This window comes from Frigoribacterium sp. CFBP 8759 (assembly GCF_014841655.1).
Taxonomy (GTDB): domain Bacteria; phylum Actinomycetota; class Actinomycetes; order Actinomycetales; family Microbacteriaceae; genus Frigoribacterium.
Genome location: NZ_JACYUH010000002.1, coordinates 740,457 through 763,909, shown reverse-complemented (window position 1 = coordinate 763,909; position 23,453 = coordinate 740,457). Strand labels below are relative to the sequence as shown.

Annotated in this window: 20 protein-coding genes and 1 tRNA gene; 15 read left to right on the top strand and 6 right to left on the bottom strand. The window is 71.9% G+C overall.

Annotated elements, in window-relative coordinates; all coding sequences use genetic code 11:
* Positions 1-31 precede the first annotated feature (31 nt).
* From mshC to IFT79_RS08835, 3 genes are read right to left on the bottom strand one after another with little or no spacing between them, the layout of a single operon-like run.
* The gene (gene mshC, locus IFT79_RS08845; protein WP_192123672.1) at positions 32-1,294 is read right to left on the bottom strand and encodes a cysteine--1-D-myo-inosityl 2-amino-2-deoxy-alpha-D-glucopyranoside ligase; all 1,263 of its coding nucleotides are present in this window, start codon (positions 1,292-1,294) and stop codon (positions 32-34) included.
* Positions 1,291-2,133 (bottom strand): undecaprenyl-diphosphate phosphatase, encoded by an 843-nt coding sequence (locus IFT79_RS08840; RefSeq protein WP_056045103.1) that lies wholly within the window; start codon positions 2,131-2,133, stop codon positions 1,291-1,293. Before IFT79_RS08840 ends, mshC begins: the two co-directional genes overlap by 4 nt.
* Positions 2,134-2,161: 28 nt before the next feature.
* On the bottom strand, positions 2,162-3,490 hold the full coding sequence (locus IFT79_RS08835) for a M20/M25/M40 family metallo-hydrolase (RefSeq protein WP_192123670.1): 1,329 nt from the start codon (positions 3,488-3,490) through the stop codon (positions 2,162-2,164).
* A gap of 109 nt (positions 3,491-3,599) precedes the next feature.
* Between IFT79_RS08835 and IFT79_RS08830 the strand changes: the two genes are divergently transcribed.
* Positions 3,600-3,684: transfer RNA gene (locus tag IFT79_RS08830), tRNA-Leu, on the top strand.
* A 127-nt stretch (positions 3,685-3,811) separates the two neighbouring features.
* Here IFT79_RS08830 and IFT79_RS08825 read toward each other — a convergent pair.
* Positions 3,812-4,762: a ferritin-like domain-containing protein gene (locus tag IFT79_RS08825; protein WP_043594964.1), complete on the bottom strand. Its 951-nt coding sequence runs from the start codon at positions 4,760-4,762 to the stop codon at positions 3,812-3,814.
* 177 nt (positions 4,763-4,939) lie between these two features.
* On the opposite strand from IFT79_RS08825, the gene IFT79_RS08820 reads away from it, so the two are divergent.
* From IFT79_RS08820 to IFT79_RS08805, 4 genes are all read left to right on the top strand, one after another.
* Positions 4,940-5,875 (top strand): alpha/beta hydrolase fold domain-containing protein, encoded by a 936-nt coding sequence (locus tag IFT79_RS08820; protein ID WP_192123669.1) that lies wholly within the window; start codon positions 4,940-4,942, stop codon positions 5,873-5,875.
* A 55-nt stretch (positions 5,876-5,930) separates the two neighbouring features.
* Positions 5,931-6,908 carry an aldo/keto reductase gene (locus IFT79_RS08815; protein WP_056045111.1) on the top strand — a complete coding sequence of 326 codons (978 nt, stop codon included), beginning with the start codon at positions 5,931-5,933 and terminating at the stop codon, positions 6,906-6,908.
* A gap of 97 nt (positions 6,909-7,005) precedes the next feature.
* The gene (locus IFT79_RS08810; RefSeq protein ID WP_043594967.1) at positions 7,006-7,293 is read left to right on the top strand and encodes a hypothetical protein; all 288 of its coding nucleotides are present in this window, start codon (positions 7,006-7,008) and stop codon (positions 7,291-7,293) included.
* A gap of 120 nt (positions 7,294-7,413) precedes the next feature.
* The gene (locus IFT79_RS08805; protein WP_123570054.1) at positions 7,414-8,745 is read left to right on the top strand and encodes an NAD(P)/FAD-dependent oxidoreductase; all 1,332 of its coding nucleotides are present in this window, start codon (positions 7,414-7,416) and stop codon (positions 8,743-8,745) included.
* A gap of 90 nt (positions 8,746-8,835) precedes the next feature.
* Here IFT79_RS08805 and IFT79_RS08800 read toward each other — a convergent pair whose 3' ends face one another.
* Positions 8,836-9,408, bottom strand: coding sequence for a TetR/AcrR family transcriptional regulator (locus IFT79_RS08800; protein ID WP_192123668.1), 573 nt, complete (start codon positions 9,406-9,408; stop codon positions 8,836-8,838).
* Between the two features lie 80 nt (positions 9,409-9,488).
* Here IFT79_RS08800 and IFT79_RS08795 point away from each other — a divergent pair, with 80 nt between their 5' ends.
* Positions 9,489-10,946, top strand: coding sequence for an MFS transporter (locus IFT79_RS08795; RefSeq protein ID WP_267658019.1), 1,458 nt, complete (start codon positions 9,489-9,491; stop codon positions 10,944-10,946).
* On the opposite strand, the gene IFT79_RS08790 is transcribed toward IFT79_RS08795, so the two are convergent.
* On the bottom strand, positions 10,947-12,158 hold the full coding sequence (locus IFT79_RS08790) for an MFS transporter (protein WP_267658021.1): 1,212 nt from the start codon (positions 12,156-12,158) through the stop codon (positions 10,947-10,949).
* Between the two features lie 82 nt (positions 12,159-12,240).
* Between IFT79_RS08790 and IFT79_RS08785 the strand changes: the two genes are divergently transcribed.
* From IFT79_RS08785 to IFT79_RS08745, 9 genes are all read left to right on the top strand, one after another.
* On the top strand, positions 12,241-13,629 hold the full coding sequence (locus IFT79_RS08785; RefSeq protein WP_192123667.1) for an LLM class flavin-dependent oxidoreductase: 1,389 nt from the start codon (positions 12,241-12,243) through the stop codon (positions 13,627-13,629).
* A gap of 242 nt (positions 13,630-13,871) precedes the next feature.
* Positions 13,872-14,522, top strand: coding sequence for an ABC transporter permease (locus IFT79_RS08780; RefSeq protein WP_233568317.1), 651 nt, complete (start codon positions 13,872-13,874; stop codon positions 14,520-14,522).
* On the top strand, positions 14,509-15,771 hold the full coding sequence (locus IFT79_RS08775) for an ABC transporter ATP-binding protein (RefSeq protein WP_056045134.1): 1,263 nt from the start codon (positions 14,509-14,511) through the stop codon (positions 15,769-15,771). Before IFT79_RS08780 ends, IFT79_RS08775 begins: the two co-directional genes overlap by 14 nt.
* A 14-nt stretch (positions 15,772-15,785) precedes the next feature.
* A complete protein-coding gene (locus IFT79_RS08770) occupies positions 15,786-16,556 on the top strand; it encodes an ABC transporter permease (protein WP_192123966.1) in 771 nt (256 codons plus the stop codon).
* Positions 16,553-17,566 (top strand): glycine betaine ABC transporter substrate-binding protein, encoded by a 1,014-nt coding sequence (locus tag IFT79_RS08765; RefSeq protein ID WP_192123666.1) that lies wholly within the window; start codon positions 16,553-16,555, stop codon positions 17,564-17,566. Before IFT79_RS08770 ends, IFT79_RS08765 begins: the two co-directional genes overlap by 4 nt.
* A gap of 695 nt (positions 17,567-18,261) precedes the next feature.
* A complete protein-coding gene (locus IFT79_RS08760) occupies positions 18,262-19,833 on the top strand; it encodes a sugar transferase (protein WP_056045139.1) in 1,572 nt (523 codons plus the stop codon).
* Positions 19,834-19,910: 77 nt separating this feature from the next.
* Positions 19,911-21,173, top strand: coding sequence for a glycosyltransferase family 4 protein (locus tag IFT79_RS16370; RefSeq protein WP_056045142.1), 1,263 nt, complete (start codon positions 19,911-19,913; stop codon positions 21,171-21,173).
* A complete protein-coding gene (locus tag IFT79_RS16365; protein ID WP_233568318.1) occupies positions 21,170-21,967 on the top strand; it encodes a CDP-alcohol phosphatidyltransferase family protein in 798 nt (265 codons plus the stop codon). Before IFT79_RS16370 ends, IFT79_RS16365 begins: the two co-directional genes overlap by 4 nt.
* Positions 21,964-23,412 (top strand): hypothetical protein, encoded by a 1,449-nt coding sequence (locus IFT79_RS08745; RefSeq protein WP_158612830.1) that lies wholly within the window; start codon positions 21,964-21,966, stop codon positions 23,410-23,412. The genes IFT79_RS16365 and IFT79_RS08745 overlap by 4 nt, the downstream gene beginning before the upstream one ends.
* Positions 23,413-23,453: the final 41 nt, after the last annotated feature.

Sequence of the window (23,453 nt, the reverse complement as noted above, 5' to 3'; positions counted from 1 at the left end):
GGACCGGTCGCCTCGGCGCCGTCGGCGGCGTTCAGGCGCGCAGGTCGATGCCCAGCAGCGCCTGCACGGCGTCGACGTCGACCTCGGACGGGGCCGTTCCCCGGGCCACGACGGCGTCGACGGCGTCGAGGGCCGAGGGCGTGTCGAGGTCGTCCGCCAGCGACGAGCGCAGGCCGACGACCAACGGGGTGGGGGCCGGGACCGGCACCGCGCCTCCTGCTCTCGTGGCTGCCCAGGCGAGCCAGCGCTCGAGACGACGTTCGGCGGCGACGAGGTCGGCGTCGAACCACTCCCAGTCGGAGCGGTAGTGGTGCGCCAGGAGGGCGAGCCGGACGGCGCGGGGGTCGCGGCCCGCGGCGACGAGCTCGCTGACCTTCACGAGGTTGCCGAGCGACTTGCTCATCTTCTCGCCCTGGTAGCCGACCATCCCGGTGTGCGTGTGGTGGACGGCGTAGGGGCGGCCGGTGAGGGCCGTGCCGTGCGCCGTGCTCATCTCGTGGTGCGGGAACACCAGGTCGCTCCCGCCGCCGTTGACGGTGACGGGCACGTCGAGGTGCTGCTGGGCGATGACGGTGCACTCGATGTGCCAACCGGGTCGGCCGGCGCCCACGGTGGTGGGCCACGACGGCTCGTCGTCGCGGGCCGCGCGCCAGAGCAGTGGGTCGAGGGGGTCGCGCTTGCCGGCGCGATCGGGGTCGCCGCCGCGCTCGGCGAAGAACCGGGCCATCGTCTCGGCGTCGTAGCGACTCTCGAGCCCCAGGTGCCAGTCGGTGTCGCGCTCGGCGGCCCGGACGTCGAAGTACAGGTCGTCGCCGGCGCTCGAGGCATCGGTCGGCACGGGGTACGCGAGACCCCGGTCGAGGAGGCGCGCCACGGCGTCGGCGACGTCGGTCACCACCTCGGTCACCGCGACGTAGTGCGTCGGCGGCACCACGGCCAGGTGCTGCATGTCGCTGCGGAAGAGGTCGGTCTGGCCGTCCGCGAGCTCTCGCCAGTCGACGCCGGTGGCCGTCGCCCGCTCGAGCAGCGGATCGTCGACGTCGGTCGTGTTCTGGGCGTAGACCACCTCGACCCCGGCGTCGCGCCAGACGCGCAGCAGGGTGTCGAAGGCCAGGTAGGTCGACGCGTGACCCAGGTGGGTGGCGTCGTACGGAGTGATGCCGCACACGTAGAGACCGGCCCGCGACCCGTCGACCTCGGTCGGGTGCACCGTGCCGGTCGACGTGTCGTGGAGCGACGGGAGGTCGCCCAGGCCCGGGAGGCGCGGGACGTCGGGTTCTGCCCAGGACCTCATGCGGCCACCACGCCCGTGCCGAGCAGGACGAGCAGGACGACGCCGAGCACGATGCGGTAGGCCACGAACGGGGCGAAGCTGCGGCGCGAGATGTAGTTCATGAAGAACGCGATGACGACGAAGCCGACGACGAACGCGACGACCGTGGCGGCCAGGGTCTCGCCCAGCGAGTAGGGCCCGGGGTCGCTGAAGCTCTGGACGAGTTCGTAGAGACCGCTGCCGAAGACGGCGGGCACGGCGAGCAGGAACGAGAACCGGGCGGCGGCGGGACGCGTGTAGCCGAGTGCTAGTGCCGTGGTCGTCGTGGCACCCGACCGCGAGACGCCGGGGAAGAGCGCCAGCACCTGGGCGACGCCGACGGCGATGCCGTGGCCGTAGCGCATGTCCTCGAAGCGCTCGGTCTTCTTGCCGAGACGATCGGCCAGTCCGAGAAGGACGCCGAACACGATCAGGACGATCGCCACGATCCAGAGCGAGCGGAACACCGTGCGGATGTACTCCTGCGCGACGTACCCCACGAGCACGATCGGGACGGTGCCGATGATGACGAGCCAGCCCATGCGGACGTCGGGGTCGGTGCGGGGGATCTTGCCGGTCACGCCCGCGAACCAGCGCGAGACGATGCGGGTGATGTCGCGCCGGAAGTAGATGACGACCGCGAGCTCGGTGCCGAGCTGCGTGATCGCCGTGAAGGTGGCGCCCGGGTCGAACTCGGCCGCCGCCCCGGGATCGCTGAAGAACAGGCCGACGAGCCGCAGGTGGGCGCTCGACGAGACGGGGAGGAACTCCGTGAGGCCCTGGACGAGGCCGAGCAGGAGTGCCTGGAGGAGATGCTCCACGCGGGTGACCCTTCTGGTGCGGGGGTTGCTAGTACGTCGACAACAAGTCCCGCAGGACGCGACTGCCAAAGGATAGTGCGTCGAGCGGGACCCGTTCGTCGACGCCGTGGAACATGGCCGGGAAGTCCATGCCCTCGTCGAGCCGGAGCGGGGCGAAGCCGTACCCGGCGATGCCGAGCAGGCTGAGGGCCTTGTTGTCGGTGCCGCCCGAGAGCAGGTAGGGCAGGACGGGTGCCCCCGGGTCGTGCCGGTCGAGGGTGGCGGTGATGGCGTCCACCAGGGGCCCCGAGAAGGGCGTCTCGAGCCCGATGTCGGTGTGCATCGTCTCGATCTCGACGTCGTCGCCGATCAGGGCCCGGACCTCGGCGAGCACCGCCGCCTCCTGCCCCGGCATGCACCGGATGTCGACCAGGGCCTCGGCTGTGTCGGGCACGACGTTGTGCTTGTAGCCCGCCGTCAGCATCGTCGGGTTGGTCGTCGTGCGCAGCGAGCCGCGGATGAAGCCCTTGGCGGTGCCGGTGCGCAGGACCAGTTCGTCGGGTGCGACCTCGTGCACGTCGACGTCGAGGATGCGGGCCACCTCGCCCAGCAGGGCGGTCGTCGTGTCCGTCAGCACGATCGGCCACTGCTGGCGGCCGAGGACGGCCACCGCCTCGGCCAGGCGCGTCACGGCGTTCGCCTCGATCATCTGCGAGCCGTGGCCGGCGGTGCCCCGAGCCCTGAGCTTGATCCAGATCAGGGCCTTCTCGCCCGTCTGCAGCAGGTACGAGCGTCGACCGTCGATGAAGGTCGAGTAGCCGCCGACCTCGCTGATGGCCTCGGTGGCGCCGTCGAACAACCCGGGGTGTTCCTTCACCAGGAAGTGCGAGCCGAGGACTCCCCCGGCCTCCTCGTCGGCGAGGAAGCCCAGCACGAGGTCGCGGGCCGGTCGTTCGCCCGCCCGCAGGATGTCGCCGACGGCCGTCAGCATCATGGCGTCCATGTTCTTCATGTCGACGGCGCCGCGCCCCCAGAGCATGCCGTCGCGGACGACGCCGCCGAACGGGTCGACCGACCAGTTCGCGGGGTCGGCGGGCACGACGTCGAGGTGGCCGTGCACCACCAGTCCGGGCTTCGCCGGCTCGGCGCCCTCGACCCGGGCGATCACGCTGACCCGGCCGGGTTCGGACTCGAACAGCTGCGGCTCGAGGCCGAGGTCGAGGAGGGCCGCCTCGACGTACTCGGCGGCATCCGCCTCGCCGTTCGACCGCCCACCGCCGTAGTTCGACGTGTCGAACCGGATGAGGTCGCGGGCGATGCGGGCCGTCTCGTCGAGCTCGGGCTCGGTCGGACCGGTGCTCGTGGGGGTCGTCGTCATGCGCCCCACGCTACCTGCCGCGCCGCTCACGCCGACGGACGTGGCCGTGGTCACGAGGGCCCTCCGAGCCGTGCTAATCTTTCGTGTCGGCTTCGGTCGGCACCATCCAGTCCGGGTGGCGGAAATGGCAGACGCGCTAGCTTGAGGTGCTAGTGCCCGTATAGGGCGTGGGGGTTCAAGTCCCCCCTCGGACACTCGAAACAGTCTCTCTAGAGATGTTTCACCAGATCTGTGTTGAGACAGATGCTTGTTCGCAAGCGACGGAAGGCCCGCACACCTCGGTGTGCGGGCCTTCCTTGGTTCTCGGGCCTTCGTCGGTCGTCAGACCGCGCTGCCGGGGTTGCCGCTGGCGACGATCGAGCCGTTGATGCCCTGCGGGAAGAACCCGCCCTTGTCGATCTGGTTCGGCGTCAGGTACACGACGTTGAGCACGCGCTCGGCGGTCCGTCCGTAGACGATGGCGTTGGCGTCGGTCGGCACGAGGTTCTGGACGCCACCGAGGGTCAGACCCTGGTCGTCGTCCGTCGACCCGTCGAGGGAGTCGCGGGCGTCCGAGATCTTCGTCGCGGGCACCTGCAGTCCCTTGGCGTTCAGCGTGGTGCGGATGATGCCTGCGTGGTACGCCTCGACCGCGAGGATGCCGGCGGCCGCGCCGAGGTAGGTCTTGTTGTAGATCAGGGGTGCGGCCCCCTTGTAGGCGGTCACGCCGACGTCCTCGAAGATGAACGCCCCGAGCAGGAAGTTCTCCTCCGAGGCGAACGGGTCGAAGGTCTGGCCCGGTGTGATGACACCTGCCGCGAGGGCCGCCGCCGTGAAGCTGCTCTGCAGGTCGATCGCCGGTCGCGACACCTTCGCGCCGCCGAGCGCCGACCGCAAGAAGGAGACGTGCGCCTTCTCGTCCGCCGCGATCTCCTGCGCGATGCGCTTGACGATCGTGGTCTTGAACGGCACGGGTGCGCCGCCGACGACGCCGCCCTGGGGGTCGATGCCCGTGATCTGGTCGGCGGGCAGCCCCGAGCCGGTGACGGCCCGGAGGTAGAACTCCGCCTCGAGGTACTCGAGGTTGAGTGCGAAGTTCAGGATCGTCGCATCACTGATCACCTCGTCGGAGGGCGAGACGGCGGCCGCGGACTGGGCGGGCAGCGTCGCGGCGACCGCGGCGAGCCCCGTGCCGAGGCCCGTGACGCCGGCGGCGGCGAGCAGCCGTCGTCGATCGATCGGGGTCTCGGCGCTCCGGGAGATGGCACTGCTGATGAAGCGTGTGTCGAACATCGTCGTTCCTTCGGGTGTGTTCGTGCAGCGAGGTGTGCCGTCGGTGCGCGCTCCCAGATGACGGCACCGGCGACGTCGGGGTCGGGTGACCCGTTCGGGGGCCAAGCTAGCCCCCTCGCATCCCGTCCGGTAGCCCCCGCCTCCCCTGGTCGTCCCCGGCGCCCGTAGGGTCGGGTCATGTCGCTCTCGATGGCCGCCACGCGTGCTCTTCTGCGCCTGCGCCTGCGCCTCCGCTTCCGCCCCCGCTCGACCGAGTCCGAGGACTCGCTCGTCCGCTCGGTCGCCCGTCAGGGCTCCGCCGCGCCGGTCACGCGAGCGGTGCACCGCGTCGCGACCGTCGAGGAGGCGCGGGTCGGTGGTGCGCGCGTCGTCACGCTCCGTCCGCGTCGGGCCCCGAGCGGCGTCCACGTGGTCTACCTGCACGGCGGTGCCTACGTGCACCCCGTCCTGGCCACGCACTGGAACCTGCTCGCGGGTCTCGTCCGCGCCTCCGGGGCCGTCGTCACCGTGCCCCTCTACGGGCTCGCGCCGGCCCACGACGTGGACGACGCGCTGCCGCTGCTGGACGCCGTCCTCGCGGACGTGCGCCGCGCCTCCCCGTCCCGCGTCGTCGTGGCCGGCGACTCGGCGGGCGGGGCGCTCGCCCTCGTCGCGGCCATGCGGGGACGCGACGCCGGCCGACCGGCACCCGACGCGCTCGTGCTCTTCTCGCCGTGGGTGGACGCCCTGCTCGACTCCCCCGCGATCGACGAGGTCGCACCGCTCGACCCGATGCTCGCCCGCGACGGTCTCGTCGCCGCGGGTCGGTGGTGGGCCGGCGACCGTGATCCGGCCGACCCCGTCGTCAGCCCGGTGCGCGGCGACCTCTCGGGTCTCCCGCCCGTGTTCGCCTACGCCGGCGATCGCGACCTGCTGACGCCCGACGTGAAGCGGCTGGCCGCGGGCGTGACCGCGGCGGGTGGACGCGTCGAGCTGCGGCTGTACCGCGGTGCCTTCCACGACTTCGTCGGCGCTCCCTGGACCCCGGAGGCGCGGAGGGCGCTCCGACACGCCGCCTCGGTGATCCGTGGGGACGCGTCGATCGCGGGCCGGACCGCGCCGCCCCGCGCGTAGGGTCGCAGTCGGCGCGGGCGTCGGTGCCCCGCCTCGACGACGAGAGGTGCCACACATGGAGTACGCACGACTGGGCACGAGCGGCCTGACCGTCTCGGCGGTGACCCTGGGGTGCATGAGCTACGGCGTGCCCGACCGCGGGACGCACGAGTGGAGCCTGCCCGAGGACGAGAGCCGCCCGTTCATCTCGCGGGCGCTCGAGCTCGGCATCACGACCTTCGACACCGCCGACGTCTACTCGGACGGCACCAGCGAGGAGATCGTCGGACGGGCACTGCGGGACTTCGCGACCCGCGAGGAGGTCGTCCTGGCGACCAAGGTGCACGGCCGCATGCGTCCCGGCCCGAACGGGGCCGGGCTCAGCCGGGGGCACGTCATGAGCGCGATCGACGACAGCCTGCGCCGGCTCGGCACCGACTACGTCGACCTGTACCAGATCCACCGCTTCGACCCCGAGGTGCCCGTGGAGGAGACGATGGAGGCGCTCCACGACGTCGTCAAGGCCGGCAAGGCCCGCTACATCGGCGCCTCGAGCATGTGGGCCTGGCAGTTCGCCTCGATGCAGCACGCGGCCGACCTCGGGGGCTGGACGCGTTTCGTCTCGATGCAGGACCAGTACAGCCTGATCCAACGCGAGGAAGAACGCGAGATGCACCCCTATTGCCTGGACCAGGGCGTCGGCGTGCTGCCCTGGTCGCCCCTGGCCCGCGGGAAGCTGACCCGGGACTGGGACGCCACCACGGCCCGGACCGAGACCGACCGCTTCGGTCAGACGCTCTACAAGCAGCGCGAGGACGGTGACCGCCTCGTGGCGCAGGCCGTCGCCGACGTCGCGGAGGCGCGGGGCGTCCCTCGCGCGCAGGTCGCGTTGGCCTGGGTGCGGCAGCAGGACGCGGTCACGTCCCCCATCGTCGGTGCCACGAAGATGCAGCACCTCGACGACGCCGTGGCCTCGGTCGACCTGTGGCTCACCGACGACGAGCTCGACGCGCTGGAGTCGCCCTACGTGACCCGCGAGAACGAGGGGTTCTGACGACACGGTCCCGCCCGGTCGACCGGCACCACGTCGGTCTAGGGTGAGCCGCACGGGCGGCGACGACGCCGACCGATCTCGACGAAGGGCAGCACCCATGGGCAGCGACGCCAACCACCACGAGCACGACCGGCCGAGCACCGGCGGACCCACCTCGGGCGAGGACGGCTCGTACGTCGACGACGACCTCGACGGCGGCGCCCGCACGCGCGGGCCGCACGACGGCGAGGCCGACGGCACCTACACCGAAGAAGCCGGCACGAGCGAGGGCGACGGGTCGTACGTCGACGCGCAGGTCCCGGACGAGCCGGCCGCCGACGGCGGACCCCACGACGGCGAACCGGACGGGTCGTTCACGCAGAGCGACCTCGACGGCGGTCGCTGACCCCACCGTCCGACGCGCGGCCGTGCCCGGCCCGGCCCCCGAGGGGTGCCGGGCCGTTCGGCGTGTGGCGTTCCGGCAGGCGGCCCCGGGGGTACGGTCGTCTGAGGGAGGAACACATACATGACCAAGCGAATCGTAATTCTCGGCGGCGGTTCCGCCGGGCTCACCACTGCACTCGAACTGCAGAAGCGACACCCACCCCAGGCGGCGAGCATCACCCTCGTCGACCAGGCCCCGTACTTCACCTACCAGCCGTTCTTGCCCGAGGTCGCCGGTGGCCACATCGCCGCCCGCGACGTCACCGTGCCGCTGCGCAAGACGCTCAAGCGCACGAAGGTCGTCGAGGCGTCGGTCACCGGGCTCGACAGCGAGGCCAAGAAGGTCACCGTCACGAGTGCGGACGGCGAGTCCAGCGACATCGCCTACGACCAGTTGGTCGTCGCCCTCGGCGCCGTCACCCGGACCTTCCCGACCCCGGGCCTGGCCGAGAACGGCGTCGGCTTCAAGAGCGTCGAAGAGGCTCAGTACGTCCGTGACCGCATCCTCGGCAACATCGCCGAGGCGGCGAGCGTCAAGGACCCGGCCGTCCGCCGCAAGCTCCTCACCGTCGTCTTCGTCGGTGGCGGCTACACCGGCGTCGAGGCCCTCGCCGAACTGTCCGACGCCGCGAACTCCGCCGTCGACACGTTCCCGAACCTGTCACGCGACGAACTGCGCTTCGTGCTCGTCGAGGCCCTGGACCGCGTCGCCCCCGAGGTCGGTCCCGAGCTCTCAAAGTGGACCCTGGGCCAGCTGCGCGGTCGAGGCATCGACATCCGCCTCAAGACGACGATGCCCTCGTGCGTCGACGGCGACGTCGTGCTGAGCGACGGCGAGACCATCCCCGCCGGCACGATCGTCTGGACGGCCGGCGTCAAGCCGAACCCGGTGCTCGGCGACATGGGCCTCCCCCTCGGCCCGAAGGGACACGTGAACGTCAGCGCGACCCTGCAGGTCCAGACCGAGGACGGCCAGAAGCTCGACGGCGTCTGGGCCCTCGGCGACGGCGCGCAGGTCCCCGACCTGCTGGCCGAGAAGCAGCCGGCGTACTACCCGCCGAACGCGCAGAACGCCGTGCGCCAGGCGGTCACCGTGGCCGACAACGTCATCGCGACCCTGTCGGGCGAGCCCGTCAAGGAGTACCGCCACGAGTCGCTCGGCACCGTGGCGAGCTACGGCATCGGCAAGGGCGCGGCCAGCATGTTCGGCCTCCAGCTGAAGAACGTGCCGGCCTGGATGGCCCACCGTGGCTACCACCTGTACGCGATGCCGACGCTGAACCGGAAGTTCCGCATCCTGTCGGGATGGGTGACGAACTTCGTCGGCGGCCGCGACACGACCCCGCTGGTGGGTCTCGGCGACCCGCGCGCGGGATTCCTCAAGGTGACGCCGAAGGTCGACGCGAAGAAGTAGTCGCGACCGACCTCGAGAAGGAGGCGCGTCCCGGGTGACCGGGGCGCGCCTCCTTCGTCGTCGGTGCGGTGGAGCGGCCCGGGGCCCGGCTCAGGCCGTGGTGAGGCGCCGCACGGCCTCGCGCACGATCTCGCGTTGCAGGGCGGGGTCGAGCACCACGCCCGGATGCGCCTCGCCGAGACCGGGCAGGTTCTGCCAGGCGCAGGCGAGCGACATGACGAGGGCGAAGATGTCGTCGCTGCTCCAGGACACCGTCACGGCGGGGTCGCCGCGAAGGCGGTCGAGCTGCGACAGGGCGGCGTCCTGGACCGAGCGCAGGGTGGGGACCGAGGCCTCCCAGTCGTGCTCGCCCTCGAGCCGGGCCCAGGCGAGCAGCCGGTTGTGGTCGGGGTGGGCCTGCATGTGGTCGAAGACGGCGAGGGCGAATTCCTCGACGCTCGCGGCCGGGCGGGACGCGGCCTCGCCCATGGTCTCGAAGGTGCCGTTCAGGACGGTCGTGAAGAGCGACCTCTTGTCACCGAAGTTCGCGTAGAGGCGCTCCTTGCTGCAGCCGGCCTCGGCTGCGATGCGGTCGACGCGCGCCCCGGCCAACCCGTGTCGCGAGAACTCGGCGGTCGCGGCCTCGAGGATGGCTCGACGGGTCTCGGCGGCATCGGTTCGCATCGGATCACCGTAGCCGACTTACGAACCAACCAACTAGTAGGTAGGGTAGTTCGTCGTCCCCCAGAGAAACAGGTACCGCAGTGACCACCGTCGCCCCCGCCCCCACCGAGACGCGTTCGTCGCGCCGTTGGTGGGTGCTCGTCATCGTCGCCCTCGCGCAACTCGTCGTCGTCCTCGACGGCACCATCGTCAACATCGCCCTGCCCGACGCCCAGGCCGACCTCGGCCTCAGCGACGAGAACCGCCAGTGGGTCGTGACGGCCTACGCGCTCGCCTTCGGCGCGCTGCTGCTGCTCGGTGGTCGGATCGCCGACTTCTGGGGCCGTAAGCGCACCTTCATCGTCGGGATGGTCGGCTTCGGTGCCGCCTCCGCGTTCGGCGGGCTCGTGCAGACCGGTGGCGAGCTGATCCTCGCCCGTGGCCTGCAGGGCGTGTTCGCGGCCCTGCTCGCCCCCGCGGCCCTGGCCGTGCTCACCACCACCTTCGCGTCGGGTCGCGACCGGAACACCGCCTTCGCCGTCTTCGGCGCCATCTCGGGCGCCGGCGCGGCCGTCGGGCTCGTGCTCGGCGGCGTGCTGACCGAGTTCGTCAGCTGGCGCTGGTGCCTGCTCGTCAACGTGCCGATCGTGCTGGTCGCCATCGTCGCCGCCGCCTTCGTCGTGAGCGAGAGCCGGGCCGAGGGGCGGAACCGCCTCGACGTCGTCGGCACGATCGTCGTCGCGGCCGGCCTCGCCAGCCTCGTCTACGGCTTCACCCGGGCCGAGGACGGCTGGGGCTCGGCCGTCGTCATCGGCTTCATCGCCCTGGGGGCCGGTCTGCTCGCCCTGTTCGTCGTCGTCGAGCGACGGAGCGACCACCCGCTGCTGCCGATGCGCGTGCTCGCCGACCGCGTCCGTGGCGGTGCCTTCCTGGTGCAGTTGATCGTCGGGAGCGTCATGATCGGCGCCCTGCTCTACCTGACCTTCCACCTGCAGATCGTGCTCGGCTTCGGCCCGCTCGAGGCGGGGCTCGCCAGCCTGCCGATGACGCTGGTCATCATGGTCTGCGCTCCCCTGCTGACGAAGGCGCTGCCGATCGTCGGCCCCCGCCCGATGATGATCGTCGGGCCGCTCGTCGCGGGGGCCGGGCTGCTCTGGCTCGCCACGCAGATCACGGCCGACGGCTCGTACGCCGTCCAGGTGCTGCCGGCCCTGCTCGTCATGGGCGTCGGCCTCGCCGGCATCTTCGTGCCCATGCAGAACCTGGCGCTCAGCCGGGTCGCGCCGCACGACGCCGGTGCCGCCAGCGCGACCTCGAACGCCATGATGCAGATCGGCGGATCGATCGGTCTCGCCGTCTTCACGAACCTGTACGCGGGGGCCGTCGCGTCCTCGACGTCGACGGTGGGCGGGCCGCTCGGTCCGCTGGTCGACGGCTACTCGGTGGCCTTCCTCGCCGCCGCGATCGCCATGCTGCTCGCCGCGCCGATCTCGTTCTTCCTCATCCGCGGCCGCAAGGAGGACCTGCTGCCCACCGAGGTGCCCGTGCACCTCGGCTGATCAGGCCGGGGTCGTCGTGCCGGTGGCGGTCCGGGGCAGGCGGATCGCCGCCCCGGCCGCCACGGCCAGCAGGACGGCCGCGACGCCGAACGCCGCGGGGTACGAGACCGTGTCGACGAGCAGGCCCGCGACGAGCGGCCCGGCGATCGCCCCCACGTCCGAGCACATCGAGAAGATCGCGACGGGACGACCACCGCGGGCGCCCGCGGCGTCGCCGACGAGTGCCGCGGGCGCGGTGCCCATGAACGCCGTCGCGACGCCGTAGACGCAGAGCAGGGCGCCGAGGGTCCAGACGTCCGGGGCGAGGGACACCGCGAACAGGGTCACGGCCGCCACCGCGAACGCGCCGATGACGGCCGGTCGACGGCCGACGGTGTCGACGAAGCGCGCAGCCGGTGCCAGCGCGATGGTCTGGGCCACCGCCGACGCGGCGAAGAGCAACCCCGTCCAGGCCGTCGGTCCGCGCAGTACCTCGACCACGAGGACGGGGACGAGGGCGCTGCGCACCCCCAGCGACGACCAACCCTGTGCGAAGTTGGCCACGCACGCGGTCCGGAACCGCACGTCGCGCAGCACGACCCCGAGGGGCACCGGAGGCGCGGTGACGGTCGTCGAGGAGTGCTGCGGTGCCCGGCGCAGGAGCACGACGCCGACCAGGCCGGCCACGGCGAGCGTGCCCGCGTAGAAGAAGAACGGCGCCGTCAACGAGATGGTCGCGAGCAGCCCGCCGAGGGCAGGACCCGCCATGCCGCCGACGAGGAACCCGCCCTGGTAGAAGCCGACGGCCCGGGCCCGGAGCGACGGGTCGGTCGCGCCGAGCAGCAACGTCATCGCCGCGATGCTGAACATGGCCGAGCCGATGCCGCCCGCCCCCCGGAGCAGGAGGAGCTGCGGGTAGGTCTGGGCGAGCCCGGCGAGTCCGCTCGACAGCGCCACGATGCCGATGCCCACCGAGAGCACGACCCGCTCGCCCATCAGGTCGATGAGTCGACCCACGAACGGGCTCGCCACGAGGCGCATGAGGGCGAAGGCCGAGAGGACGGCACCCACCAGGGCGTGGTCGACGCCGAAGCTGCGGGCGTAGACCGGCAGGACCGGGACGACCACCCCGAAGCCGACCATGACGAAGAAGGCGATCACGCCGAGGACGTAGACATCGCGGGTGAGACGGGGGCGGTCGACGTCGGTGACGTGGCTGCGGAACGGGAGCACCGACACAGGCTACGGGGCGCGGAGTGTGACCTCGTGTGTCGGCGAGGACGACAGCACGGGCCCGGGTCGTGATGATGGCCTCATGACTCGACGAATCCGGTTCAACGCCTTCGACATGAACTGCGTGGGGCACCAGTCCCCCGGTCTCTGGCGGCACCCCGACGACCGCTCGGCCGACTACACGAAGCTGAGCTACTGGACCTCCCTCGCGCGCCTCCTCGAGAAGGGCGTCTTCGACGGGCTCTTCATCGCCGACGTGCTCGGCACGTACGACGTCTACGGCGGCAACCACGACGCGGCGTTGCGCAACGGCACCCAGACCCCGGTCGGCGACCCGGTGCTGCTCGTCTCGGCCATGGCCGCCGCGACCGAGCACCTGGGCTTCGGCATCACCGCCGGCACGGCCTACGAGCACCCCTACCCGTTCGCCCGGCGCATGTCGACTCTCGACCACCTGACGGAGGGGCGGATCGGCTGGAACGTCGTCACCGGCTACCTGCCGAGCGCCGCCCGCAACATGGGGGCCGACGACCAGCTCGACCACGACACCCGGTACGACCAGGCCGACGAGTACCTCGAGGTCCTGTACAAGCTGTGGGAGGGGTCGTGGGAGGACGACGCGGTCGTCCGCAACCGTGAGTCCGGCGTCTTCACCGACCCGGCCAAGGTGCACGAGATCAGGCACGACGGCACCTATTACAAGGTGCCCGGCATCCACATCGCCGAGCCCAGCCCACAGCGCACCCCCGTGATCTACCAGGCGGGTGCCTCGCCGCGGGGCATCCGCTTCGCCGCCGGCAACGCCGAGTCGATCTTCGTCGCGGCCCCGACCAAGGAACGCCTGGCCGCGACGGTCGGCAAGATCCGGGACGCGCTCGAGGCCGCGGGCCGCGGCCGCTACTCGGCGCGCATCTACACGTTGCTGACGATCATCACCGACGCCACCCCCCAGGCCGCCCGGGCCAAGCACGACGAGTACCGGCGCTACGCCTCGCACGAGGGCGCCCTGACGCTCATGTCGGGCTGGATGGGCGTCGACCTCTCGACCTACTCGCTCGACGACCCGGTGGGTGACGTCGAGAGCAACGCCATCCAGTCGGCCCTCGCGAACTTCCAGGCGCAGGCGGGTGACACGGGCGCGGAGTGGACGATCCGCGACATCGCCGAGGCGGCCGGGATCGGCGGTCTCGGGCCCCGCATCGTCGGGTCCGGCGAGGAGATCGCCGACCAGCTCCAGGAGTGGGTCGACGAGACCGACGTCGACGGGTTCAACCTCGCCTACGCCATCACTCCGGGCACGTTCGAGGACGTCGTCGAGCACGTGATCCCCGTGCTCCAGGCGCGGGGCGTCTATCCCACCGAGTACGAACCGGGCACGCTGCGGCAGAAGCTGTTCGGGCGCGGAGACCGGTTGCCGGACGAGCACCACGGGGCGCGGTACAAGGTCTCGACCGGAGCCCGCGTCGGCTGACGGAGGCCCTGCGGGGCGAGGATCTGAGGATCGTTACAACGGCGTGTCGGCGAAAGTCGACACGCCGTTCCCATCGGGGCTTTCATCTGCCGGATTTCATAACGGCAGGCGACTCCCGGGCTCCCGGACGGGTGGTCGGCGACATGACGCGGCGTGGGGGGCGTGGTTAGTGTGGACGCCGGTCGCCTCTCGGGGAAGCGACGATTCGGACTGATGGTCGTTGCTCAGAGGAGATGGTCTGCTTGGCGTGGGATTTCGTGGTGGACCGCTGGAGCCAGATCTGGTTCGCCTCATGGCAACACTTCTCGCTCGTGGTGCAGTGCCTCGTCCTGGCGGTCGTCGTCTCGGTCGGCCTCGCCGCCCTGGTGCACCGCAACCCGACGCTCTACGCGCTGGCCAACGGGGTGTCGGCCGTGGGGCTGACCCTTCCGTCGTTCGCGCTGGTCGGCCTGCTCATCCCCTTCGCGGGGTTCGGCGTCGCGCCGTCGGTCATCGTCGTCACGTTCTTCGCCGCACTGCCGATCCTGCGGAACGCCGTCGTCGGCCTCCACGAGGTCGACGGTTCGCTCGTCGAGTCGGCTCGCGGCATCGGCATGGGGCGCTTCCGGACCCTGGCGACCGTCCAGATGCCCCTCGCCTGGCCGATCATCCTCACCGGCGTGCGCGTCAGCGCGCAGATGGTGATGGGCATCGCCGCGGTCGCGGCGTACGCGCTCGGCCCGGGCCTCGGCGGCTTCATCTTCTCGGGCCTGTCCCGACTGGGCGGCGCGAACGCGCTCGCCTCCGTGGTCACGGGCGTGGTGGGCGTGGTCCTCCTCGCCCTCGTCCTCGACCTCCTCCTCGTCGGCCTCGGCCGCCTGACCATCTCGAGAGGCATCCGTGTCCAGAACTGACCCCACCCGCGCCTCCTCGTCCCCCTCGGACGAGGTCTCGGGCCGCAGCATCACCCTCGACCAGGTCACCAAGCGGTACCCCGGCCAGGCCGAGCCGGCCGTCGACGGCATCACGCTCGAGATCCCGGCTGGCAAGATCGTCATGCTCGTCGGACCGTCGGGGTGCGGCAAGACCACGACCCTCAAGATGATCAACCGGCTGATCGAGCCCACCGAGGGGCGGATCGTCCTGGACGGCGACGACGTCACCTCGATCGACGGCGACGAGTTGCGCCGCCGCATCGGCTACGTGATCCAGGCCGGCGGGTTGTTCCCGCACATGACCGTCGGGGCGAACATCGCCATCGTCCCGAAGATGCTCGGTTGGTCGAAGGAGCGCATCGCCGCCCGCGTCGACGAGCTGCTCGAACTCGTGTCGCTCGATCCGGCCACGTACCGCGACCGTTACCCGCGTGAGCTCTCGGGTGGTCAGCAGCAGCGCGTCGGCGTCGCGCGGGCACTGGCGGCGGACCCGCCCGTGTTGCTGATGGACGAGCCCTTCGGTGCCGTCGACCCCATCACCCGCCAGCGCCTGCAGGACGAGCTGATCAACATCCAGCACGAGCTGCAGAAGACCATCGTCATCGTCACCCACGACTTCGACGAGGCCGTGAAGCTCGGCGACTGGATCGTCATCTTCTCCGAGGGCGCGCACATCGTGCAGTACGACACCCCGGAGCGCATCCTCGCCGAGCCGGCGAACGAGTTCGTCGAGAACTTCATCGGGTCGGGGGCCGGCCTCAAGCAGCTGACGCTGACGCGCGTCCGTGACGTCGACCTCGCCGAGGCCGTCGTCGCCCGAGCGGGCGACTCGGCCGCCGACGTCCTCGCCCGGGTCGAGGCGGCCGGTCACGGCCACGCGGTCGTCGTGGACGACCGGGAACGCCCCGTCTCGTGGCCCTCGCGCCGCCAGCTCGGCCGTCTCGACGTGCTGGGCTCGTCACCCGACGCCGACCTGCCGGTCATCGGCAGCGGCGCCACCCTCAACGACGCCCTGGACACGATGCTCGTCTCGAGTGCGGGTGCGGCCCTCGTCACCGGTCGACGCGACGCCTTCATCGGCGTCATCACGGTCGAGGTCGTCATGGAGGCCATCACGCGGGCGCGCGCGTCGGCCGCCGAGGCCCACCACGACGCTCCGGTGGGCACCAACACGGGCTCCTTCGACGTCGTGCCGGGAGCCCCCGTCGACGAGAAGGACGCGGCGTGACCGCCTCGGTCGCCCTGGCCTCGGTCGACGGACGCTCGTCCGGCCGGCGGGGGCCCCGCCCGGCGTGGCTCGGACTGCTCGTGCAACCCGTGGCCGTGTTCGCCGTGTTCGCGGCATTCGTCGCGTGGTTGACCACGGCCGACCTGACGACGGCCGAACGGACCACCCTCAACCCCTCCGACCTGCTGGCCTACACGGGCGAGCACCTGGCGTTGACCTTCGTCTCCGCGGCGATCGTCCTCGTCCTCGCCATCCCCCTCGGCGTGCTGCTCACCCGGCGGCCGTTCGTGCGCATCAGCGGTCCCGTCCTGGTCCTCGCGAACTTCGGCCAGGCCGCGCCGGCCATCGGACTCATCGTGCTGCTCGCGTTCTGGCTCGGCTTCACCTTCTGGGCTGCGGTGGTCGCCCTCGTGCTGTACGCGGCACTTCCGGTGCTGCGCAACACCATGATCGGACTGCAGAGCGTCGACGCCCGCCTCGTCGAGGCCGGTCGGGGCATGGGGATGAGCGCGTCGTCCGTCCTGCTCAAGGTCGAGCTGCCGCTGGCCGTCCCCGTGATGCTCTCCGGCATCCGCACGGCCCTCGTGCTGCTCGTGGGGTCGGCGGCCCTCGCCACGTTCATCGGTGCCGGCGGCCTGGGGCTGCTGATCACCACCGGGGTCAACCTGTTCCTGCCGCGGGTCCTCGTCTCCGGGGCCCTGCTCATCGCCCTGCTCGCCCTCTTGATCGACTGGCTGGGCCGTGTGGTCGAGTACGTCGCCCGTCCGAAGGGACTCCGCGCATGACCGTCTCCCGCCTCCCCCGACGACTGCGTCGCGCCTCCTCGTCCCTCGCCGTGATCGGCGCCGCGACGCTCGCCCTGACCGGGTGCGGCCTGCAACCGGCGACGGCGTTCGTGCCCGCTGTGGCGCCCGGCTCGATCCGAGCCGTCGAGGGGTTGCCCGACGACGCGGCGATCACCGTGACGGCGAAGAACTTCACCGAGCAGTTGATCCTCGGGAAGATCGCCGTGCTCGCCGCGCAGGCCGCGGGCTTCGAGGTGACCGACATGACGAACGTGCCCGGGTCGGTGGCGGTGCGACAGCTGATGCTCGACGGGACGGCCGACATGACCTACGAGTACACCGGCACCGCCTGGCTGACCTATCTCGCCGAGGCGGAGGGCATCCCCGACCAGCAGGAGCAGTACGAGGCCGTCCGCGACGCGGACGCCGACAACGGCCTGACCTGGCTCGAGCCGGCGCCCCTCAACAACACCTACGCCATGGCGGTCCGGGCCGAGGCCGTTCCCGAGCTCGGCGACATCACGTCGCTCTCCCAGATCGCCGACCTGCCCGTCGAGCAGCGCACCTTCTGCGTCGAGGCCGAGTTCAACTCGAGGGCCGACGGGTTCGCGCCCATGCTCGCGGCGTACGGGCTCGAACTCGGCGCCGCCGACGGCGTGCCGACGAGCAACGTGAGCATCCTGGACACGGGCACGGTCTACACCGCGACCGACCGGGGCAGCTGCAACTTCGGCGAGGTCTTCACCACGGACGGCCGGATCGACTCGCTCGACCTCGACGTGCTGGAGGACGACCAGGGCTTCTTCCCCGCCTACAACGCGGCACCCGTCCTCTCGACGGCCACCCTCCAGGAGTACCCGCAGCTGGCCGAGGTGTACGACGAGATCTCGCCGGCCCTCACGGACACCGAGATGCGACGACTCAACCTGGCGGTCGACGTCGAGGGTGAAGAGCCCGCCGACGTGGCCTTCAACTGGATGGTCGAGCAGGGATTCGTCACCCGTCCGTGACACGCGGACGAGGGTGATTGTGACGGGTGATGCGCCCCCCGGCCGAAGGGCCGGGGGGCGCTGTCCGTCTGTACCCCACCTGCGCCCCACACACCGGGGGTGACGGGAGATGAACGACACCTGTCGGGGTGGTGAACGGCGCGGACGGCGGCGTGTCGACCGTCGGTCCGGACGTGGTGTCACCGGCCTGAACAGGTCTTTTGCGTGTCACGCGCCGCGCGCCACCGCCCGCCTGGAACGGGACGCGCCATGGCCGCGCTTTTCACGGCTTCTTGTCATCCCCGCACGGGTGACATCGCGGGGTCCGAGGGTCACCCGTTCGGGTGTCGGCAACAGGGGGGACACGATCGCCCCCGAACGGGGGGTCTTGTTAGACTCCTGTGGCGGGTGCCCCCCGAACTAGAGTCACAGCATCCTCCTGGTCGACCCGAAATCGCCAGGAACCGAGAAACCCGACCCTCTCCACCGGGAGCATCTGCTCCCGTCACCGCACCGACCCGAATCGTGCGTCGAGCAGACCCGCTGCCCGGCGCGCCCGTCGCCGCCCGGCCGACGTCGCGCACCATCGTGACGTCCGTGCTCCGGCGCGACGCCTGGGCGGTCGATCGAACCCGAACCTCGATCGACCGCCCGCCACCGCCCCCGTCGTCACCACCGACGTGGGCGTGCCGTCGCCTACCCGAACCCGAGACCCGATGTCCAGCACGCAGAGCGAACTCCGCTCACTCCTGGTCGGACCGTCGTCACCCCGACGGATCGATCCCCCGTTCGACCTGACCGAGTCGGACGGCCCCCTCGCGGCGCCCGCCGCGACGCACGACGCCGAGTCCGGCGCCGCCTGGGCTCGCCGCTACCGGCGCCGGCTCCGCCTCGTCGACACGGCCGTCCTGACCCTGAGCATCGTCGGTGCCGTCGTGGTGGACGCCGCGAGGGCCATCGCCGCCGGTCGGGGCTCGGACGCGTCCACCCTGATCGAGTCGGTGGGTTCTCCCGTGCTCCCCGTCGTCGTCGGGCTGGTCTGGACCTTCTGCCTCACGCTGCACCGCACCCGCGACCTCGCGGTCGTCGGCAGCGGCGTCGTCGAGTACAAGCGCCTCCTCACGGCGAGCGTCTGGGCCTTCGCCGTCGTGGCGATCGGGTTCGCCTCGGTCGGCCACATCGGCGGCGAGGGCTACTTCCTGGTGGCGCTGCCCGTCGGCGGTGCCGGCCTGGTCGTCGGCCGGTGGACCATGCGGCGCTGGCTCGAACGCCAGCGGGCCAAGGGCCACTACCTGTCGAGAGCCGTCATCGTGGGATCGCGCGACGACATCGCCGACGTCGTCCGTCGCATCGACAAGACGAGCGGTGCCGTGTACGACGTCGTCGGGGCGGCCGTCCCGGACGCCGACCCGAGGGGCATCGTGGTCGGAGGCCGCACCGTCCCCGTGGTGGCGGACCTCGACGGCGTCCCGCGTGCGGTCTGGCGCCTGGGCGCCGAGAGCGTGATCGTCGCCGGCGAACCGGGTCGTGGCCGGGAGTACCTGCGCGACCTCGGATGGTCGCTCGAAGGACGAGCGACGGAGCTCGTCATCGCCTCGCGACTGACGAACGTCGCCGGGCCCCGCATCCACTACCGCCCGGTCGAGGGTCTCCCCCTCATGCACGTCGAGCTGCCGCAGTTCGACGGCCCGCGACACGCCCTCAAGCGTCTGTCCGACCTCGCACTGGCGTCCGCCGCGCTCGTCGTCCTCGCGCCGGTGTTCGCCGTCGTCGCCCTCGCGGTGCGGCTCGACGGTCCCGGCCCGGTGCTGTTCCGTCAGCGCAGGGTCGGCCGTGACGGGCGCACCTTCGAGATGCTGAAGTTCCGCTCCATGGTCGTCGACGCCGAGAGTCGGCTCGCCGGCCTCGCGCAGGCGGACGAGGGAGCCGGCCTGCTCTTCAAGATGAAGTCCGACCCGCGGGTCACCCGCGTGGGTGCCGTCCTCCGTCGGTGGTCGCTCGACGAGCTGCCCCAACTGTGGAACATCGTCCGAGGCGACATGAGCGTCGTCGGGCCCCGGCCGCCCCTCCCTCGCGAGGTCGAGGGGTACGAGGACCACGTCCACCGACGCCTGTACATCAAGCCCGGACTCACGGGCATGTGGCAGGTGAACGGACGCAGCGACCTCAGCTGGGAGGAGAGCGTCCGCCTCGACCTCTACTACGTCGAGAACTGGTCGCTGACGGTCGACTTCGTCATCATGTGGCGCACCGTCCGGGTCCTCTTCGAGCACCGGGGAGCGTATTGACCCCCACCAGCAGCATCCGAGACCACCGCGGGCCGTTCACGGGCCCGGACCACGCTCACGACGACAGGGGAGAGAGCATGTCCGTCGACATCAGGCACTACCGGGACCGCGAGTCCGCACCGGCGACGACCGCCGCACCGATCCTGCGGGAGGACGCCCGGACGGGCGTCGACCTGCCCGAACTCCCCCGCCGCCGGAGGGGATCGCGGCGCAGCCGGGTGCTGCTGGTGCACTCGTCCGACGAGATGTACGGCTCGGACCGGATCGTCCTCGAGGTGGTCGGTGAGCTCGCCGCCCGCGACGACCTCGACGTGACGGTCTGGCTGCCCTCCGACGTGTCCGTCGGGCCCCTGGGGCCGAGGCTGCGCGAGCTCGGGGCGCGCGTCGAGCGCACGCCCCTCCCGATCCTGCGCCGGACCCGGCTCGGACCGCTCGGACTCGTCCGCCTGGCCCGCGACGCGGCGCGCACGGCGCTGAGACTGTCCGGGCGCCACTTCGACCTCGTCTACTGCGCCACGAGCGCCTGCCTGATCGTCGCGCCCGTCGCCCGGGCCATGGGCGTCCGCCGCGTCGTGGGGCACCTGCAGGAGCCCTGGAGCGACGGGGACCGTCGAGGCCTCCGTCCCCTGGCCCGCGCCTGCACCTCGTTGGTCGCCGTGTCGCGGTCGGTGCTCGACTCGTCCGGCCTCTCGGAGGACTCGCGCGCCGTCGTGGTCCACAACGGCGTGTCGGACCGCTCGATCGCCGTCACCGACCGTGCCGAGGGTCGCGCGCCCCAGTACGTGGTCGCGAGTCGCTGGAACGGCCACAAGGGCCACGCGACGCTCCTGACGGCCTGGAACGCGGCAGGCTGCCCCGGGCAGCTCGTCATCCTGGGCGGCCCGCCGGCCGTCGGCTCCTCCGTCGACGTGCCCGGTCTGGTCGCGGCGATCGTCTCGCGACCCGAGACCGTCACCGTCGTGGGAGAGGTCGACGACGCGTCGCCCTACCTCCGCGACGCCGACGCGGTCATCCTGCCGACCGATACCCTCGAGGGCTTCGGACTCGTCACGCTCGAGGCGTTCAGCCAGGGGCGTCCCGTCATCGCCAGCCGCTCCGGCGGCCCGGAAGAAGTCGTCGACGAGGGTCACACGGGCTGGCTCTTCGACCGTCGCGACGTCGACGGCCTGACCGAGATCCTGGCGTCGATGGACGTCTCCACCCTGGCCGTCGCCGGGCGCCACGCCCGCGAGGCCTACCTCCAGCGGTTCACACCGGAACGCATGCGTCGCCGCATCGGCGCGGTCGTCACCCGCGAGCTGCACACGGCCGACGTCGACTCCCTGGCGGTGGCCTCGTGACCGACGCCCCCGCGACCGCCGAGGCGACCTCGGCCCGGCCCGCCGTGCCCCGCGCCGTGCGTCCCGCCCTCGCCGCGCTCGCGTCGGCCCAGAAGCCGTCCACGGGTGCGCCCGCCTATTCGCGCTTCGTCAACCGCCGACTCGGTCGATGGGCCGCCGCGGTGGCCTACACCGTGGGTGCCACGCCGAACCAGGTCACGGCGCTCAGCGCCGCGTGCACCTTCGCCGGCATCGCGGTCCTCGCCTTCGCGCCGTCCGGCATCGGGACGGCCCTGGCCGTCGTCCTGCTGCTCGTCGTGGGTTACGCCCTCGACTCGGCCGACGGACAGGTCGCGCGCCTCCGGGGCGGCGGCAGCCCCGCGGGCGAGTGGCTCGACCACGTCATCGACGCGACCAAGATCGCGGTGCTGCACCTGGCGGTCTTCGCGTCGTGGCTCCGTGAACCGGAGGGTCGCGAAGCCCTGCTGGCCGCGCCGCTCGTCTACCAGGTCGTGGCGACGGTGGCGTTCTTCGCCATCGTCCTGACCGACCAGCTCCGCCGGGCGGAGGCGGCCCGGACCGGCGTCGCCGCGCCCGTCGGACGTCGCACGGGACTGCTCTACTCGCTGGCGGTCGTCCCGACGGACTACGGCCTGATGTGCCTCGCGTTCGTCTTGTTGGCCTGGCCGCCGGCGTTCACCGTCGTCTACCTGGCGCTCCTCGTCGCGAACGCCGGCTACCTCGTCCTCGCCCTGCCGAAGTGGTTCCGCGAGCTGAAGTCCCTGACTCCCCCGTCGATCGGTTCGAGGTCGTGAGGCACGAGGTCGCCCCGGTCCGTCGTGCCGTCGCGGGGGGTCTCGGTCGCGCCGTCTCGCGCCATGCCGCGCTCATCGGCGTGGCGGCGCTCCTCGGGGTGGCCGCGGGCGTCGGCGCATCGCAGCTCGCTCCGGCCGACTGGCGCGCCGAGGCGACGCTCCTCGTCCGGGTCGAGTCCCCGGGCTCGGGCCTCGCGGCCCGCGGTCAGTTCGCCCAGCAGCGCGTGGCGTCCTACGCCGAGCTCGGCACGAGCCCGGAAGTCCTCGGACCGGTCGCGGCCGACCTCGGCCTGCCCGTCGACGAGCTCGCCGAGCGGGTCTCGGTGGTCAACCCGGACGGCACCGCGGTCCTCCGCGTGCAGACGACGGCCGGAACGCCCGACGGGGCCGCCTCGCTCGCCGACGACGTCGCCGAGAGCCTCTCGGCGGTCGTGGATCGCGCCGAATCGGACGCCGGGTCGGACGGTCAGACCGTCGCGCTCGACCTCACCTCCCCCGCGGCCGTCCCGACGACGCCCGACGAGCCGGGCCTCGCGCTGACGGTCCTCTCGGGTCTCCTCGCCGGCCTGGCGGTCGGTCTCGCCGGCGCGCTCGTCCTGGCCCGTGCCCGGCCCACGGTCGACACGGTCGACGACGTGCGCCGCATCACGGGGCTGCCGGTCGTGGGACAGCTCCCGGGGGCCCTCCGGCAGGGCGACGACCCGGTGACCGGAGCCTCGTCCGCCCGGACCCGCACGGCCCTGCGCGAGGTCGTGCAGAACACGAGGGCCCTCCGGGGTGGCTCGCTGCCCGCCACGCTCCTGCTGGCCCGGACGGACTCGGTCCGCGAGGCGGTCGGCGTCGACGGCGGCCTCGCGCGCGCCGTCGTCGAGCTCGGCGCCACGTGCGCCCTGGTCCAGTCCGACTTCGACACCCGCACGCTGTCCCGTCCCTCGACGGTGCCCGTGGGCGCCGTGCCCGAGGAGGTCGAGGCCGATCGGCACGGCTACGACCGCGTGCCGGTGTCCGACGGGGTCGTCGCGTCGTCCCGTCACCTGGTCCGTTCGGGAACCCACGCCTTCTTCGCCGCCCTGCGCGAGGACTACGACGTCTCCGTCGTCCAGGCCTCCAGCGACTCGCACCCGCTCGCGCTGCGCAGCGTGACCGACGAGGTGGACGGCGTGCTGCTGGTCGTCCGGTCCGGGGTCACGACTGTCGAGTCCCTCCGGAGCCTGAGCGCCGAGCTCGTCAGCCTGGACGTGCAACCCGTGGGCGTCGTGCTGACCGGGGTGCCCCCGTGGCGCCGGGTCCTGGTGCGTGCCACCTGGCTCGACGACGACGTCCGTCACCCCGTCGAGGAACCCGCGCCCTCGTTCAGCATCGCCGACCTCGTGGACCACGCGGGCGCCGCCCGCCCGCTGCAGGACCTCCCCCGCCTCCGACGCCGGCCCGGTGCCCTGTCGTGAGCACCTCCGAGCACCACCCCGACGAGAGGACCACACCCGTG